This is a genomic window from Phytoactinopolyspora limicola (assembly GCF_011320225.1).
Taxonomy (GTDB): domain Bacteria; phylum Actinomycetota; class Actinomycetes; order Jiangellales; family Jiangellaceae; genus Phytoactinopolyspora; species Phytoactinopolyspora limicola.
Genome location: NZ_JAAOEN010000005.1, coordinates 37,515 through 55,185, shown reverse-complemented (window position 1 = coordinate 55,185; position 17,671 = coordinate 37,515). Strand labels below are relative to the sequence as shown.

At 66.7% G+C, this 17,671-nt stretch carries 11 protein-coding genes; 4 read left to right on the top strand and 7 right to left on the bottom strand.

Annotated features, from left to right (window positions below; genetic code table 11):
* Positions 1-56 precede the first annotated feature (56 nt).
* The 4 genes from G8760_RS14280 (at position 57) to G8760_RS14265 (ending at position 5,365) form a co-directional block, all read left to right on the top strand.
* Positions 57-587, top strand: coding sequence for a hypothetical protein (locus G8760_RS14280; protein WP_166352246.1), 531 nt, complete (start codon positions 57-59; stop codon positions 585-587).
* 189 nt (positions 588-776) lie between these two features.
* On the top strand, positions 777-3,170 hold the full coding sequence (locus tag G8760_RS14275; RefSeq protein WP_207782357.1) for a WD40/YVTN/BNR-like repeat-containing protein: 2,394 nt from the start codon (positions 777-779) through the stop codon (positions 3,168-3,170).
* A 91-nt stretch (positions 3,171-3,261) separates the two neighbouring features.
* Positions 3,262-3,924 carry a GntR family transcriptional regulator gene (locus tag G8760_RS14270; protein WP_166352244.1) on the top strand — a complete coding sequence of 221 codons (663 nt, stop codon included), beginning with the start codon at positions 3,262-3,264 and terminating at the stop codon, positions 3,922-3,924.
* Between the two features lie 133 nt (positions 3,925-4,057).
* Complete coding sequence (locus G8760_RS14265) at positions 4,058-5,365, top strand: PucR family transcriptional regulator (protein ID WP_166352242.1); 1,308 nt, start codon at positions 4,058-4,060, stop codon at positions 5,363-5,365.
* 88 nt (positions 5,366-5,453) lie between these two features.
* On the opposite strand, the gene G8760_RS14260 is transcribed toward G8760_RS14265, so the two are convergent.
* The 7 genes from G8760_RS14260 to truA all read right to left on the bottom strand — a co-directional run bounded on the left by G8760_RS14260 (position 5,454) and on the right by truA (position 17,555).
* A complete protein-coding gene (locus G8760_RS14260; protein ID WP_166352240.1) occupies positions 5,454-6,443 on the bottom strand; it encodes an o-succinylbenzoate synthase in 990 nt (329 codons plus the stop codon).
* Between the two features lie 118 nt (positions 6,444-6,561).
* Positions 6,562-8,589 carry a CocE/NonD family hydrolase gene (locus tag G8760_RS14255; protein ID WP_166352238.1) on the bottom strand — a complete coding sequence of 676 codons (2,028 nt, stop codon included), beginning with the start codon at positions 8,587-8,589 and terminating at the stop codon, positions 6,562-6,564.
* A gap of 184 nt (positions 8,590-8,773) precedes the next feature.
* Positions 8,774-11,263: an immune inhibitor A domain-containing protein gene (locus G8760_RS14250; protein WP_166352236.1), complete on the bottom strand. Its 2,490-nt coding sequence runs from the start codon at positions 11,261-11,263 to the stop codon at positions 8,774-8,776.
* Positions 11,264-11,848: 585 nt separating this feature from the next.
* Complete coding sequence (locus G8760_RS14245) at positions 11,849-14,560, bottom strand: M64 family metallopeptidase (RefSeq protein ID WP_166352234.1); 2,712 nt, start codon at positions 14,558-14,560, stop codon at positions 11,849-11,851.
* Positions 14,561-14,839: 279 nt separating this feature from the next.
* Positions 14,840-16,108, bottom strand: coding sequence for an alpha/beta fold hydrolase (locus G8760_RS14240; RefSeq protein WP_166352232.1), 1,269 nt, complete (start codon positions 16,106-16,108; stop codon positions 14,840-14,842).
* A 39-nt stretch (positions 16,109-16,147) separates the two neighbouring features.
* Positions 16,148-16,561 (bottom strand): hypothetical protein, encoded by a 414-nt coding sequence (locus G8760_RS14235; RefSeq protein ID WP_166352230.1) that lies wholly within the window; start codon positions 16,559-16,561, stop codon positions 16,148-16,150.
* A gap of 106 nt (positions 16,562-16,667) precedes the next feature.
* Positions 16,668-17,555, bottom strand: coding sequence for a tRNA pseudouridine(38-40) synthase TruA (gene truA / locus G8760_RS14230; RefSeq protein ID WP_166352228.1), 888 nt, complete (start codon positions 17,553-17,555; stop codon positions 16,668-16,670).
* Positions 17,556-17,671 lie beyond the last annotated feature (116 nt).

The window sequence follows — 17,671 nt, the reverse complement described above, 5'->3', positions numbered from 1 at the left end:
TGCCGGGCTATAGCCCGGCAAAGTGTTCATGATCATGGGTGTGCGATGCTGACGCGATGGTGAACCGGCCCCTCGTCGACGCCGCCCGCGGCCCCGCGACGTGCGTTCGTGCCGCCGGCGGGGTGATCTCCGTGCTCCTCGCGGTGACACTACTGGCCGGCTGCGGCAGTGACGACGGCGACGGCGCCGCCCAGGATCCCGCCGAGGCCATGCTGGCCAACCTGCCAGACTGCGACCGCGTTCCACTGGAGGACGACCCCGAGATCGACCCGGACGTGCCCGGCCTCGTCCTACCCGACGGTGCCCGGATCACGTCGGTCTTGGAACAAGGGCCGCTGACGACGGTCGACGGCACCATCCGCATGACCCCTCTCGACGTGCGGGCCGACTACGAGAACCGCGACGACGTGGAACTGCTCCGCGTCGAAGACGAGATCTTCGAGGCCGAAGTCCTGGTCCGGGCGGACGGGCTGCGGATGTACGTGCTCGCCGCGGCTCTGTGCGACGACGGCACGTCGATCACCGCGGTCATCGGTCCCGATTCCGAAGACGCCGGTCTGCCGGAATTCCGCAGCGACCACGGTTGACCGGCCACGCGCCGAGGCCACTCGACAGATGTTCTAACGGCCGGTCAGGATTCCCTGCACATGATCGGTGACCGGCATGAACCCCGCGTCTACGCTGCGCACATGCGACCGATTCTCAGGAGCTGAGACTTCAGCGTCTCAACGGGGTGCTCAGGTCGCTCCCCACCTGCTGCGGAGGGAGACTTCGGCATGAAAGCGACGTTCGCCCGGCACCGCTGGCGTGTCACAGCGATGGCGGTGCTCGCACTGGCCGCGACAGCGGCTTTGGTCATCTCACTTGTCCCGGGTCGTGGTCAGGAGTCACTGGCCACGTCCACACCTACCGGGCCCATGGAGTTGCCCGACGAATGGATGACCAGCCAGCGGCTCAGTGACGGCGACACCGACCTATCGGCGGCGACGTACGCGTCGGCTCGTGCCGAGGCCCGGGGTATCGCCCTGCGCACCCGCAACGTCTACCGGCACCTGGCTCAGTTGGAATGGGACTTCTTCGGTCCGTCGAACATCGGTGGCCGGATCGTCGACATCGCCATCGACCCCGAGGTCGACGACCAACTGTTCATCGCCGCCGCCTCCGGCGGGATCTGGAAGTCCAGCGACGCCGGCATGACCTACGAATCGGTGTGGCCCGACGACTGGGTGCAGGGGATGGGTGCGGTCGCCATCACCAGCGACGGTGTCCTGTTCGCCGGCACCGGTGAACCACAGCCCGGCGGTGGTTCCATCACCTTCGGCGGCGACGGCGTGTACCGCTCGCACGATCGTGGTGAGACGTGGGAGAACGTCGGCCTGCAGGACAGCCACGCGATCGCCCGTTTCGCCATCGATCCAAGCGACGAGGATCGCGTGTTCGCCGCGGCTGCCGGCAACCTCTTCACCCCCGGTGGCGAGCGCGGCGTCTACCTGACGGAGGACGGTGGCGACACCTGGCGGCAGGTACTCGAACCGCTCAACGACACGACGGGTGCCACCGAGGTGGTCATCGACCCGGACAACCCGAGTCGCGTCTACGCCGCCATGTGGGATCACCTGCGGGAGCCGCACCAGCGCACGTACGGCGGTCCCGGTTCCAGCCTGTGGCGCTCCGACGACGGCGGCGAAACCTGGGAGCGCATGACCAACGGGCTGCCGACCGACGACGACCAGGGCCGCTGGGGACTCACACTCGCCCCGAGCAACCCGGATCGGCTGTACGCCTATGTCGGCACCGCACTCGGACCGTTCCGTGCGTTCTACCGCTCCGACGACGGCGGGGACACCTGGACACAGACCCCGCTGACCGCGGCGGGCGCTTCGCAGTCCACGTTCAGCTGGTGGTTCGGCAAGATCTGGGTGGATCCGGCCGACGAAGACCATCTGTTCCTCGCTGGAGTACAGCTCCGGCGTTCGACGGACGGTGCGATGACGTTCACCACCTCCGCCGGCATCCATGTCGACCAGCACAAGATGGCGTGGGATCCGGACGTTCCGAACCGGGTCTACCTGGGCAACGACGGTGGCATGTACCGCTCGGACACCAACGGCGTCACGCAGTCGTGGACCAAGGCCACCTATGAGCCCTACACCCAGTTCTACTCTGTGGACGCGGCCGAGACCGACCCAGTACTGAAGGTCGGTGGCACACAGGACAACGGCTGTTTGCGTGGCTACAACGGCGCGGGTGGTCCATGGAACTCCATCGGTTGTGGCGACGGCTTGCAGGTGATCATCCACCCGGAGAACCCGGACATCGTCTTCGGATGCAGCCAGTACGGCAGTTGCTACCGGTCGGAGACCGCGGGCGGAACCCCGCGCCAACCCATCGGGCCGGGGCAGACGACGTCGCAGCGTCGAAACTGGTTCACGCCGTTGGTGTTCGACCCGAGTGACCCCGACGTCATGTACTACGCGGGGAACATCGTCAACCGGTCCACCGACAATGGCCGCACGTGGACCGCCATCAGCCCCGACCTGACCGACGGTGGGCCCAACGACCCAGCCGGTTACCCGTGGGGCACCATCACCGCGGTCGCCGTCGCCCCAACCGACAGCGACACCCTGTACGTCGGCACCGACGACGGGAAAGTGTGGTGGACCAACGACGTGGGTGAGAACTGGACGGAGGTCGACTCCGACCAGCTACCCGGCACGTGGGTGACGCGGATCGCCGTCCACCCGGACGACGAGAACGTTGCCTACGCGACGTTCTCCGGCTTCCGGGCCGGCAGCGACCGACCACACTTGATGGTCACTCAGGATGGCGGCGCAACCTGGACCGACCTCGGCCATGGCCTGCCCGACGCACCGGTGAACTCGGTTGTGCCGACCTCCGACGGGCTATTGATCGTCGGCACCGATGTCGGGGTCTACCTCTCGGCGTGGAACGGCGGCGAGTGGGCTGCGCTCGGTGACGACCTGCCGGTGGCGGCGACGATGTACATGCGATACCACGAGCCGACCCGCCAGTTGAGTGTGGCGACCTTCGGCCGTGGCATCTATGAGGTCGACGTGCCGCGGTGCCGCGCGGCGTCGACCCGGCTGCCGCTGCGTGATCCTGGGGTCGGCGTGCCCGGGGTGTTGGCCTCTTGCCGAGCAGCACAGTAAGCGGAAACCGGTGGCGCGGTCCGGCCTGGTGCCGGGTCCGCGCCGCTGGGCCGCAGCGATGCCACCTGGCCGATGGGGCGGCAGGCCGTCGATGAAACAGACCGGAACGCCGGCGCCGACGGCAACCGTGGCCAAGCGCACCAGCTTGCGGGAACAGGTCGCACATGCGCTGCGCCGAGCAGTGATCTCAGGTGACATGGCACCGGGGAAGGTCTACTCAGCTCCGGCCCTGGCGGCACGTTTCGGCGTGTCGCCGACGCCGGTCCGCGAGGCGATGCTCGACCTCGCGACGCAAGGGCTGGTGGAGGTAGTTCCCAACAAAGGTTTCCAGGTGACCAGGCTGTCCGACACCGAGCTGGATCAGATCATCGAGATCCGCTTGTTGTTGGAACCCCCAACCGTGGAGCGGGCGGTCGCACAGGCTCAGCTCGGCGACGTGGCCGGTCTCACCGTGGTCGCCGAGGGAGGGGTCGCGGCGGCGGCCGCCGGTGACCTCTTCGGTTATGTGGAAGCCGATCGGGAGTTTCACCGGCGGCTGCTCACACTCGGCGGCAACAACCGGCTCGTCGTTCTGGTCGACGAACTGCGCAACCGGTCACGACTGGCCGAACCAGCGGGTCTGGCCGAGCGAGGACTGCTCGGGGTATCGGCCGCGGAACACGTAACGATGTGCCAACACTTGACGGAAGGGGACGGCGCAGCGTTAGCGACACTCATGCGTGTGCACATCGCTCATGGCCGGGATAGAAGTTGAGCGTTTCCAGCGCCATCGGTCACCGTTGTGACGGATAGCGCTGTCCCAAGATCGACATGGGTACCATGTGATATGCCATACTGCTCTGGGATCGTCGGCATGTTCCGCGGTCCCTGAGCGTGCGGAGGCGCCATTGGAACTCTCGCTACAGCAGCTCTTGGATGCACTCGCCGAGCGCGTCGGACGGCCAGCCGTGCTGGAAGACCGCTTCATGCGATTGATCGCCTACAGTTCACACGACCAACCGATCGACGGAGTGCGGGAAGACTCCATCTTGCGCCGGCACGCCTCGCCCGAGGTGACCAGCTGGCTCAAGGAGTTCGGGTTGCCCGACGCCCGTCGTCCACTGCGCCTCCCCGCCAATCCCGATCTGCACATGCTCGCCCGGGTCTGCATCCCTGTGCTGCACAAAGACAAAGCGCTCGGCTACTTGTGGTTCGTGGACTCCGACGACTCCATGAGTTCGGCCGACATCGATTTCTGTGTACGGGAGGCCGCCGAACTCGCCGACCACCTACATCGCGAGAGCGTCGCCAGCCTGTTCTCCGCGGCCCGCCTCAACGACGCCATGCACATGTTGCTCAGCGACTCACCACTCACCCAGGAGGCTGCCCAGAGCCTGGAGGAGACCGGCTACATCGACACCACCGACGGCATCGCCGTGGCTGTGTTGCAGCCACTGTCCGGCGAGGTTGGCGACGAGCCGCGCACCGAAGAGGCATTGAGCCAAGCCATGATCGACTTCCAACGCCTTGCCCGGCGCGGGCAGGCCTTGGAACTCGTCCGCCGTGACCACTGCGTGTTGCTGCTCGCCTGCCCCGGCGACGACGATGCTCAACTGTCCGAACGTATCGAGCTGGCCCACGAGCTCGTCCAGGCCAGACTGGCCGCCGCTGGCCGGAGCACCACCTTGGTGGTCGGGGTTGGCGGCCGCCGGGGCCGTCTGGACCACGCCATCGAATCGTTCCGCGAGGCGCGGATGTCAGCGGATGCGGCGCGCTTGTTGTCCGGTCTGGGAAGCATCGTGCACTGGTCACGTCTCGGTATCCACCAGATCGTGGTGGAGTTGGCATCGATGAACGAACACGTGCCGAGGGTCCACGCCGGTCTCGGCCGCCTGCTCGAAGACCCCGAGAGCCTCCCCCTGCTGGAGACGCTCGAGACCTACCTCGACGTCGCGGGCAACGCCCAGGCCACCGCCGAACGGCTCAACCTACACCGCACGTCGCTGTATTACCGCCTTCAGCGGGTTGAGCAGTTGGCCAACACCGATCTCAAGGACGGCATCGAACGGCTCGCCCTGCACCTGGCGTTGAAGGTGGCCCGGATGACCGGTCAGTACGCACCTCGTCGTGGTTCCGGCCCGGGAGCCAACCCGGCCAACGAATCGATCACACCACCTGAGCAACGTACGGCCAAACAACGTGTCGCCATCCGCTGACAACGTTGCCCCCTACCTTCTCCCCCTCGCCGCTTCTCCCATGATCATGAACACTTTGCCGTGCTATAGCACGGCAAAGTGTTCATGATCATGGGAGAGAGGGAGAGCCGTGGAGGACACGGGCGAGGCGGCGGCGCCACCAGGTCACACGTTCCGGGTCGCGCAGCTCGTAGGTGGCCAGCAGTGCTCCGTCCGGTGTCGGTGGGCGACGCGGCACGGGGAGGTAGCCACCGACGGGCCGAAGCGAATCCGCGGCGGCCACGACGTCGCCGTCCAGCAGCGACAACGTACCCAGGCCACAGGCGAACTCCAGGTCCGGTAGCGCTCCCGCCAGCGCGAGTTGTGCACTCAACCCGACGCTGGTCTCCAATGCCGACGACACAACACACGGCAGTCCGGCGGCCTCGGCGACCCGCAGGGCACGGCGCACACCGCCCAACGGCGTGCATTTGATCACCGCGATATCGGCCGCGCCGGCCACCGCGACCCGCAGTGGATCGTCGGCTCGTCGGATCGACTCGTCGGCGGCGATCCGTACGTCCACTCTGCGCCGCACCGCGGCCAACTCATCGATGGTGTGGCACGGCTGCTCCACGTACTCCAACCCATGTGCCGCCCGATCCAGATACCCGATGGTGGCGACGGCGGTATCGACGTCCCACGCTCCGTTCGCGTCGACCCGGAGGGCACCTTCCGGCCCCAGCGCGTCGCGTACCGCTTCGACCCGGGCGACGTCCTCGGCCAACGAGCCGGGGTGGTCGGCGACCTTCACCTTGGCGGTCCGACAGCCGGAACTCTCGACGATCCGATAAGCCCGCTCCGGGCCGACCGCCGGAACCGTGCAGTTGACCGGGATCCGGTCCCGGACTGGTTCCGGCCATCCCCGCGTACATTGTTCGATGGCGGTCGCCAGCCAGCCGGACGCTACGGCGTCGTCGTACTCGGCGAACGGGCAGAACTCACCCCAACCGGCCGGTCCCTCGATCAGCATCCCCTCGCGGACGTTGATACCCCGGAACCGGGTTCGCATGGGGATCGCGTAGATCCGTGCACCATCGGTGTCGATGTCACTGTTCATCGCCACCTAGTCTGGCGCACCACCCGAACCCCCCTCCCCTCCCCTCCCGCTGATCATTGGCTTTTGACCCCCGAATTCGGTAGTCAAAAGCCAATGATCATGGGGGTGGGGGGGCGGGTTAGTTCATGGCCCGCCGTAGCGCGCCCGGACCACCGACGACGGGCAGGTGCACGTGGCTCCCGGTCAGATTCACCTCGACGTCATTCCCGAAGTTGAATCTGGCCTGGATGCCGGTGTCCACGCCGGCGACGACGATGCCGATGCGGTGCCCCGCCTCGAACGTGTAGTCGTCGGTCATGATGTCCCACTCGAGCCGCTGACCCGATCCCGGCCGCAAGCTGTCCTGGCCAGCCAGGTAACTGGCGCTGGCCCAGCCACGGGCCACCACCTCGAACGGCAGGGTTCGAGTATTGCGCTCGACGTCCGGGTAACACCCAGTGTCGGCATCGGTGCCCGCCCCGAAACAGCTGATCGTGTCGAGGTTGCGGATGCCGCCGCTCGCGGTCCAGTTAGTCCGCTCCGCGGTGCCGTAGTCGACGAGGTACGCCGCCAGTCCGGCGTCGGCTCCGTCGATAGCCGCCCGCAGCGACACCAAGGCCGAACCACTAATCCGGACCGGCTCGGTGAGTTCGTCGGTCATGAACACCAGGCGGTGGTCGTCGTCGGCGAAGCCGTTCTGCACCTGGGTGTTCAACGCCCGCCTGGCCTCGGTGAACGTCTGCGTCCGCGGCGACAGGTTCCGCCGGTCGAGGCTGAGGACCCCCTGCCGAGGATCGTTGGCGTCGTTAGGCTGCCCGAGACGGAGCAGGGTGTGGGTGCCGCCCGGCCACTCGTCGTAGCTCTCCCACCGGCCCAGATCGTATTCGACGTCGGCGATCGGTTCGTCCATGATGCCGTTGTCGATGTTGTGCAGCCAGTAGTCGAACCAGCGGTGAATGGTGACCATCCACTCGTCGCGCCGGAAATCGAATCCTTTCTCGTGCGCCACCGGAGCCAGCCAGATCTTGCGCGGCACGTCGTTCTCCGCCAGGGCGTCCCACCACTCGCCGTAGTTGATCGGCTTCACGTTGTAGTCCTGAGTGCCGTGAACGACGAACACACTGGCCTTCACCTGGTCAGCGTTGCGGATGTAGTCTCTCTTCACCCAGAACTCGTGGTTCGGGTCACGCGTGACCTGCCCCAGGGCGAGTTCGTCGCGGACGTTCGTACACTCGGAGAACGGCGGCAACTGGTTCGCGTTCTGGATCGACGTCGCCAGGCTGAGCGCGGTGTGCCCTTGGAAGTGGACCCCGTTGTGCCAATACCAGTGGTACCAGCTGGAGATCGCCGTAATGGGCACGATGGTCGCCAAGCCCTCCACGCCGGTGGCGGCGACCCCATTGGCCACCGTCCCGTCCCACGACTTCCCGACCATGGCGGACAGGCCGTTGGACCAGCTGGCCTCGACCTCGTTGCCCTCGGTGTCATAGGCGGTACCGGAGCCATTGAGCCACTCGACCAGCTTGACCGTGTTGTCGATCTCGGCCGGCCCGCCGATGTCCAGGCACCCGGTCGAGCCCCGGATTCCGGCGAGGTCGAGCAACGCCACGGCATAGCCACGAGGCACGAAGTAGTTGTCGTAATACAGCGGGAAATGGTCGAGTGGACCGTCGGGCAAAGTCTTACGCTCGGCGAGCCGGCCACGGCCGTTCGCGTGGTAATACGGACTCGGCACGATGATCGTCGGGACCCGTAGATCGCCGTCCGATGCGGCCGGCCGGATGATATCGACGTAGAGTTCGTCGATCTCGTCGCCGTCGACGCTGCTCACGGCGCCGGGGATGATCACGGACTCGCGGACGGCGCCGGCGTAGTCGAACACCGGCTGCGTTACTCCGTCGTCGACGACGATGTCCCCCGGCTCGGCCAGCGTCGTCAGCGGCGAACGGAGGACATCGTCGAGACGATCCCGAGCCTCCCGAGCCGCGTCCTGGTCGAATGGTGGATCGTCGGGGAACGTGTCGGTGGCCGGCAGTGGCCCACCAGGGCTGCCGGCTTCGTGGTCGCTTGGTTGGGCCTGGCCGGTCCCGGGGATGGCTGCGACGGCCAGTGCACCAGCACCAACCGCGACCACAACCAGCCGTCTCATCTGGGTGAACGTTGGCATCGTTCCTCCTACACGCCGTGCGTAACGTCGATCAGGAGCTAAGGGACATGACGATGGAGCGGGCGGGTGCCGGCCTGGTAGCTCAATCTGGACCGGCACCCGACAGACATAGGCGGGGGCACTCCGGAGCCTGGGGATGGTCGGACTCCGGAGCGCCTCCCGCTCGAGACCCGCGGGGAGCTGTTTACAACTCGGCCCGCAGGTCTTCGGCGAGCGCCACGAGGGCTGCGCTCGCCAGGTTGGCGACCCCGGTGTCGGCGACACCTTCGGCCACCTCGACGAACCGGTTGAGAGCCTGCTCGGCGCCGCGCCCGCCGGCACGCTCGGCCGCCCGCAAGTGTGCGAGCAACCGTTGCCGCTCGGAACGTTCCAGCAGGCCATCGTCGTAGTAGGAGTCCACTAGCTCGGCCGCACCGGCGAAGGTCACCTTCAGATCCGTCGTGGTGAGCTCCACTTCCAGCGTCTGGGTGGCATCCGGGTCGGACTCGCTGGTCGCGGTGATCGTCACCGTCGCGGACTCCGTCGCACCCGGCCCCGCTGTTGCATAGACGTACGCGGGAACCGTCTCACCGGCGTCGACGGCCTTAACCTCATACGGCAACCAGACCTGCCAACCCTCGCCGTCGACGGAGGAACTGAGTCGATAGACGTCGGAACTGTACAGATCGGCACCGGCGGCACCGGTGTTGGTGACCGGCAGTGTCACCAGGCCGGTCGAGTCGCCCACGGCGAATGTGCTCACGTCGCCCAACGAGACGTCGCGGTCGAACTCCCCCGCTCCGTCGAGGTGCCGGACGGCGAGGTCGTAGAGCAAGACGCCGTCACCGTTGCGGTACGTGTCGAGGATGTAGAAGTGCAGCTTGTTGTGTTCGTCGACGAACTCGAACTCGCTGTCGGAGTCCGTGCCGGCATGCCAGGTGGCGTTGTTCAACTGACGCGGGTCGCCGCGCAGCACGGGCACTGGTGTGCCATCCGGCCGGTGGTAGTCGACCAGGTCGAGGGTCTCCGGGTTCGGGTCGATCAGCCACGCGCTGGGGAACGCGTTCGTGTTCCGTGTCATCGCGATGAGCACGCCGTGCCCGGGGACGAACGAGTCGTTGCCGACGGTGTCGACGACCTCGACCTCGTAGTTGTGGTAGTTGTCGTTGCCGTGGCACCAGAACGAGTCCTCACCAACATGCCCGAGGGCTGCGCAGGTGCGGAAGTTCTGGCCGTTGGCCGTGGTCTCTCCGAACCGGATCCGCATACCGAGTTGACCACCGGAGCCCGGCTGATGCGCCCGAGCCTGCAGGGTGGCACGCGCGACGCCGTTGTCCGGTAACTCGTCCCGCTGGAATTCGGCGATCTCGCTGGGCTGGAAGAACCCCATGTCCCGCTTGTACTTAGTCATGTGATGCGGACCAAGCGCCGAACCGCCCTGGTTGGGCACCTGCCAACGGTTGTGAGTGCCACCAGGTCCGTTGAACGTACCGCGGGACATCATCTCCCAGTAGCCGGTGGCGTTACGCAGGTTGTCCGCGAACGGGTTGTTGTAATTGTCCGGGAGTCCGAACAAGTGACTGATCTCGTGGGCGAAGGTGCTCTGCCCAGACGATTCCGCCTGCGTGGAACTCGGACGGCTTCCACCCGTGGCGTTCGGCCACTGACTCGCCCCTGACCGCCACGACGTGAACCCACCGTCCTCGGGTGCGATCCCGGCATCGAACAAATACCGAGTACCGACGTAGTTCGGGATCGGATTACCAGCGCTGTTCAACACCGGACCATCCTCCGCGCCGGGCGGACCGAACGCGTCCGGGACGTCCTCGTGCGTCTGGAAGATCATCCGACCCTGCTCTTCCCAGGTGGACGACTCGTCGTGACCAGCGGTGACGTAAAGGACGAAGTCGTACCCACAGTCAGCGACGTCGAGCGCCGTAGCGGTTGGGCACTCGAATCCGTTCTGCTCCATCTCTGTGCGCCACGGCAGATTGCCGTCCCGGCGGAGGTTGCGGCCATCCGGATTCTGCGCCGACCAAGGCGTGCAGTTGTCGCCGGCCGGACAGACCGAATCGGGCTCATCACCCAGCGCACGCCCGCCCGTCGGCCCGTGACCGAGCCCCCATTCGTGGTAATTACCCGGCAGGGTGTACGGGCCAAAGGTATCGACGGTGACACCCGTGCGGCCGTGGCTGGTCTCCATCCAGTACGAGTGGATGGTCTGCCCGCCGTTGAACTCGTTCGGAGTCGTGAAGTACTCGTGGAACCACGAGTTCACATCCTCGACCGGCTCCCACGAGCCCTCCCACGGTGATCCCGGAGGGGCCGGGTTGCCGAACGGATGTGAGCCTTCCTCCTGGGCAACCAAGAACGGTTCGTCCTCGTAATCGAGCAGCACGACGGCAGCCTCGAACTGCACGTCACTGCCATGGACGGAGTCGTCATGCCACTCGTCCGGGCGGACTGGCACGTAGTCGTCCCAGGTCTTGAACTCCATGTCGAGCCAATCCTGGGCATCTATCGGGACGATCGGACCAGCCGATGTGGCACCTGCGGGATTGGCGTGGTCGTCCTGTGCGGTGGCCAACCCGATCCCGCCGAGCAGCGATGCGGTGAGAACCACGGAGCCGGCGATACCCGTCGCCCGCCATGCCCGTGTCGTCTTGTGCGGTGGGTGACTTTCCGGTCTTGCCATAACACCCTCCCAACGCCGACATCGTGTGTCGACGGCCGTGGGCACTGATCCTCGGACCCTAGAAGGGTTACCATTCGGACGTCACCGCGCATCTGCACGGAAAAACCGTCGAACCATGCGACATCTGTCGAGATCGCCACCGATCACACCACCGACGGTCACCAACTGAGCGCCGGTAGCCTGGCGCGCTGAGCGCGGCGACCCTGGTGCGCTGAGCGCGGCGACCCTGGTGCGCTGAGCGCCGGTAACCACGCCCGATATGCGCCTTGTGTGGAAGCGGTCAGCGCGTCAGGGCACCAGGCGAAGGTCCGCCCACCCATCTACGGGGCTCAGGCCGAGACGGTGGCATGGGCTTCAGCAGCCATGGAGTGAGCACCAGTCTCGGCGCCACCGCCGCGTGCGCTGCCCGCCGACGGTACGACGATCAGATGCCACATCGGGCCAATGGTGGCCAGGGGCGCATCTGATCCATTCCGCGTTCGCATAGTGGACGCGATCAGACGCACCGACGTCGCCATTGTTCCGCCGTTTGTGCGCCTGATCGCTCCCAGGAAAACGATCAGGCGCACAAACGGCGATCAGGTGTCAAAGGTGGGCGCAGTCGCCGGCGGCGGGACCGTTGATCTGATTCGACGCGCCGAAGTCGCTCGCCGCCGCGCTGTTGCCGGTACATGACAACCGGCCGCTGAACGTGTTGCCGGCCAGGATCGGGCCGTACGCCCCAGCGTGCTCGGCATACCGTTCGGCCCACTCATGGTGTGGAACCTGGGCATTGCCGCTGAGCGTCACCGAACCGCGGAACGTGCTGCCCACCGCCGTGACACCACCGGTAGTCCCGGAGATGCGCGTGAGCCCGCGCACGTCGGCACCGATCAGTTGGACAAGGTCGGCCCGGTCGGCGATCACGGTGCCGGACACCGAGCCGCCAGACACAACAAGCGACCCGCCGCGGACGGTGACGTTACCGGTGACTTCTGCGTCGTGGAGGCAGGTGACGCCGTCGGTGACCACCATGGTCCCGCGGTGCGCGCCGGTGATGGTTCGGGTGCACTCGGGTGTTTCGCCGGGCAGAACCGTGGCGCGGTATTCGTCGGCGTCACCGATGTTGCCCGCCGGGTCGATCGCCCGGTGTTCCACGACGTGAGTGCCATACCCGGGGATGAACGGACCGTTGGGATCACCGGGGCCGTAGTGCTGCTCGAACGTCGCCTTCGAGAGTCCGCCGGTACCGAGGTTGCCGTAGGTGAGTGCTTTGACGTCGGTGCCGGAGTGGCGGAACCGGAAGGGCGACTCTGGCATGGGCTCCTCCGGGAACCCGAAGTAGTTGAACCACCCGTCGCCGTTCAGCCGGAACTCGCCGACGACGTACGGCTCATCTTGGTATCCGTCCTGATCGTCCTGCGGCTCCAACCACATGTCCCAGCCCTCGAAGTAGACCGGATGTTCCACGTCGCCTCCGAGAGTGGCCAATGGCTCGGATAGGGTCCGTGGCGCGGACGGAAGCGCGTTGTCGACGGTCCAGGTGAGCGTGTCCGAACCAGCGTGTGGACGGGCCGGGTCGGTGACCGTGGCGGAGAGTTCATACGTGCCTTCGGCCAGGTCGAGCGCACCCAGATCCAGGGTGCGGCGGTCCGGCTCGACGTCCAACTCCTGCCCGTCGAGGCGCCAGCCGACGTCCAGAATCCGCGTGTTGGCGTGGGTGGTCGTCACGTAGACGATCTCGTCGCCGGCAACCGGCCGGTGTGTCGGGGTCGACGCGACGAACTCGACGTCAGGGTTCGACGGGACAGCCCGGAGCCGGCTCACCGTCCACTCGCGGGTCTGCACGAAGCGGGCGCCGTTGTAACCGGAGTCCGTCGCACTGATTCCGGTGGATGGGTTACGCACCCAGTCAATCCCGTCGGGGCCGACCGGATCCCGGACCTCGACGTGCACGACGTCGCCGGGGGCCAGGTCGAGGGTGCTGAGGTCGAGATAACGGGTGTTGCCGGACGAGACGACGTCGCCATCCGGCCCACCGATCCGCCAGGTGACCTCGACCTCGTGATACTTCGGGTGCATCGGCTCAACCCAAACCACGCCGCCGCGGCGGACCTCACCCTCTGGTGTGTGCCGCAGGTTCATCTCACCCTTGTCCCTCTGACCGGTGATCCGCGCCACCATGTGTTCCCTGCCCACCTGGTCGAAGTAGAAACCGATCCACCTCATCATCGAATTCGAGCTGGGCCGCCAGACGTTCGAGCCGCTGTAGACACCGCTCTCGTAGCCATCCGGGTCGGCGGCCCGGATGATGCCACCGGATTCGCTCTCCTCCCCCAGCCAACGCCACCACTTCGCCTCGGCCGCGATCATCTCCTCCGACGTCATCCGGGTGTGGTGGAACGAACTCGGCTCGGAGTCGGGGTGTCGTGGTCCGGGTTCGGTCCGGGCCGAGTACGGGTACTCGTCTTGCATGGTGCCGAGCGAATGACCAAGCTCGTGCAGCGAGATGAGCGGGGCCTGGGGGCTACCGCCGGAGGTGGTGGCATCCCGGCCACCGATCCCGCCATAGGTGAACGTGTTGGAGATCGCCAGCGTCTGGATGTTCTGCGGGCCGGAGTTCTGCCCGCCCGTGGGCCGGAAGCTGCCCACCGGTACTCCTAGGGCGGGCGCGACGTAGCTGTTGAGGTACATGGCCCGCTGCTGATGGCCGTTACACCTGGGGTCTCCGAGGATCCCGGCGTCCAGTGGGTAGTCCGGGTTGGTGGTGGGGCTCGGGTGGCCGGGGCAGGCGCTGCCATTCGTCGGCCCCGCGAGCGGCTGTCCGTAGGTGATGCCGCGCGCCAGCGGGTTGGTTAAGCCGTCGGCGTACCACAGCCGAAGGGGAGTGTTCTTGGCGTCACGCACCTCCGGCGGCGCGTCCTCTTCCGGGTCGCGACGGATGCCGGAGTCCACCGAGGAGATTTCCAAGAGGTACACGTTGATGTAGTCGCGGTAGGTGCGGAATGGCTCGACGCTCCACTGGACCGCCTGATTACGATCCACATCTTCGTGGCAGGTGTCGAGTTCGACCGCCTGGTAGCCGTCGCATACGACGATGAGATTGAGCCGTTCGCCAGGTGGTCCGGTCTCCTGTAGGGGCACCACCCTGGCGCTGCCGGGCTCCGGCCAGGGCGGCAGGTTCGCCAGATGTTCGGCCGGTCCGGTGTCGGCCGGTGCGACCTCGGCTGCCTCGTCGGCGACGGAGCTGGTCATGGGGACTACCAGCAGCCCTGCGGCCAGGGCAGCCGATGCCAGGGGAACGGTCACACGTCTCATCCGGGACTCCTCACACGACGACGGCGGCCCGACTCGGTCGGAACAGGGATCGACTGCCCTGACGGGCCCGGTTGTAGCACGCTATTCCGCCGATGTCTCCGGGATCACCAGTCATCTGATGGAAGTTCGGCTCACCGCGTCCATCCAACGTCGGAGGCACCCGCCGGCGAGCGACTCCGCTACCGCCACATGGCGTCGAGCACGGTACGCGAGCCCGAACACCATGTGGCGGTAGCGAAGTGCGCGATGCAGAAGACCCGAGGTTCGCGAACGCCCCGCCTAGAGCTCGCCGCGGGCCATCCGGATCAGCCGGTCGAGGATGTACTCGGTCTCCCGCAACCCGTCGTGTTCGTAGGCGTTGGTCTTCCAGGCCCGCAGGCCGCGCACCGCGGCGGCCGTCTGTTCGGACAACTCCGCGTCGACGTACATGTCGTCGGTGTACAGGGCGGCGGCCACGGGGACCTCATTGCGCGCTAGGGCATCGACGTCGTACAGCGCGGGCCAGTCCGAACGTTCCGCGAGCAGTTCGGCGACGGGCTGGAACGGGCGCAGCGCTGGATCGTCGTCGAACATCCACGGATAGATCATCTCGCCGGTGAACAGCACCGGTGATACGTCAGGATCGAAGTCGGCCGGGCGGACTCGATGAGCTGCCCACCGGGTGGCCGCGCCCTGGGCGTAGATGGCCTCGTGGAGTACCGCGTACAACGGCCGGTCGGCCATGGACAACGACTGTTGGACGCTGTGGCGGAAGGTCTCGGACAGTTCAGCGCCGGCCGGACCGTCGACGAAGGCCTCTTCCACCAGGTAGTGCAGATTCGGTGTGCTCATCCGTGCGCCGAAGTCGATCCCGAGCCGCTGGAATCGGCGCACCGGTAGAGCCGTGCCATCGGGCAGCCGCACGTCGTTGTCTCGCAGATACGCCGCAATCGCGTCGATCCGACCGCGGTCCTCGGGAAAGGCGGCGTGGAAGGCGTCGTTCTTCGCCCGCACCTGCTGGTAAGTGGCCTGGTAGACGTCGTCGGCGACGGCCCGTAGCGGCGCCAGACCACCGGTGATGTAGACGGCGTCAAGGTGTGCGGGAGCGAACGAGAGGTAGGTGAGCGTGCAAAAGCCGCCGAACGACTGCCCGAGGACGCTCCACCGGCCGCCCGGACCGAGCAGGACCCTGCGGATGAGTTCGGCGTCGGCCACGATGGAGTCGGCCCGGAAACACGCCAGGTAGGCAGCCTGCTGGTCTGGCTCACCGCGCCATGCGATGGTCTGCGCGGTGACCGGCGACGAACGACCGGTACCCCGTTGATCTAGGAGTAGCACCCGATAGTCGCGGACCGCGCGACCGAGCCAACCGCTGGCGCCGATAGGCCGCGGGCTCTTACATCCCGGCCCCCCTTGGAGGTACAGCAACCATGGTGTGTGGGGATCGTCCGCGCGGTCGACGGCGGCGACCTCACGCGCGTAGACCCGGATGGTCTCCCCGCCCGGACTGTGGTGGTCCAGTGGTACGTCGAACCAGTGGTCGCGCAACGCTAAGCCGCCAACCCGCACGAGACCGTCTGCTCTTGCCGGAATCACGCCCGCGCGCCGCTACTCGATACCGTGTTTGCGCAGGATGGCTTCGATGTCGTCGAGGTCGTCGTCGCCCTTGCCTTTTCCTTTGCGCTTCGGGGACTCTTCAACCGCCGGCCGCTTGCCGGACTCTTCGACCTTCTTGGCCTTCTTGGTCTTCTTTGGTTGATCCGCCGGGCCCTCCAACTTCTGCCCGACGACGAACAACACACCAGCCAGCGACAGCATGCCGACGCCGATCCACGCCAGTGGGTTGAACACGATTTGAGTGACGAACCGAATCAAGCCCGTAGCCGAGGCGCCGACCAGCAGCAGACCGAACGCCGCCATCTGCATAGCGGCCGCGGCACCTTTGGTACGGACCTCCCGCAGGGAGAGGGCAACCATACCCGTGCCGAGGACGGCGACCAGAACCGAGATAAGCGTGCCCATGCCCCCAGGCTACGCGTCAACGCCGCCGAATGCCTCAGGGCCATCCCCGATCTCTCCCATGATCATGAACACTTTGCCGTGCGATAGCACGGCAAAGTGTTCATGATCATGGGAGGGGCGGGGAGGGGAGGGTCCGCAGTCGGCGCGCAGTTCGAGCCTGCTGAGCCAGGTCGGCATCCGGTGGGTAGCCGACCGCCTCGAGGGTGAGCCCGTGCGGCGCGGCAACCGTGACCGCCGAGTCACGCACCGCTCGCGCCAGCACCGTGGCCGGCCAGTCGATCGGCCGCCGGCCGTCGCCGACGAACAACAGCGCACCGATCATCGCCCGGACCTGGTTGTGGCAGAACGCGTCGGCCTCCACCGTCGCCGCCGCTATCCCGTCGATGCCACGTTCCCAGCGCAGCGTCCGCAACTCCCGGATTGTGGTGGCACCCTCACGTGCCCGGCAGAAGGCGGCGAAGTCGTGCTCACCGAGCAAGCCGGCCGCCGCGGCGTTCATCGCGGACAGGTCGAGGGACCGGTTGTGGTGCACCACATGTGAACGCAGCAAAGGATCGGGGCCGCAGTCGTTGTCCGCGACCCGGTAGATATATCTGCGCCAGATGGCCGAGAATCGGGCGTCGAATCCCTCCGGCGCTGGCGCCACCGACATGACCCGAACGTCACCAGGCAGCACGCCGGCCAATCGGCGCACGAGTGAAACGCCCGGGCTGCGGGCGGACCTGCCCGGCAACGTCACCCACGCTGACTCGGGCAGGTCGGCATGACACACCTGACCACGAGCGTGTACTCCGGCATCGGTACGGCCGGCCACAGTGAGCCGGGGTGGCTCACAGCGCAGCACCGTACCGAGGGCATCTTCCAGCGAACCCTGAACGGTACGCCGTCCTGGCTGAGCAGCCCAGCCCGAGAAGTTGGTGCCGTCATAGGCGATATCCATCCGGACGCGCAACAGCCCACCGTCCCGGTTCGGGGGTTCGGTGGGCCGCATCATCCGTTGACCATCAGCAGTGATCGTTAGCTGATCTGCGCCCTCAACTCCCGGTGATCGTTGCCGGGGGGGGGGGGGGGGGGGGGGGGGGGGGGGGGCAGGGGGGGCAAGAGACGGGG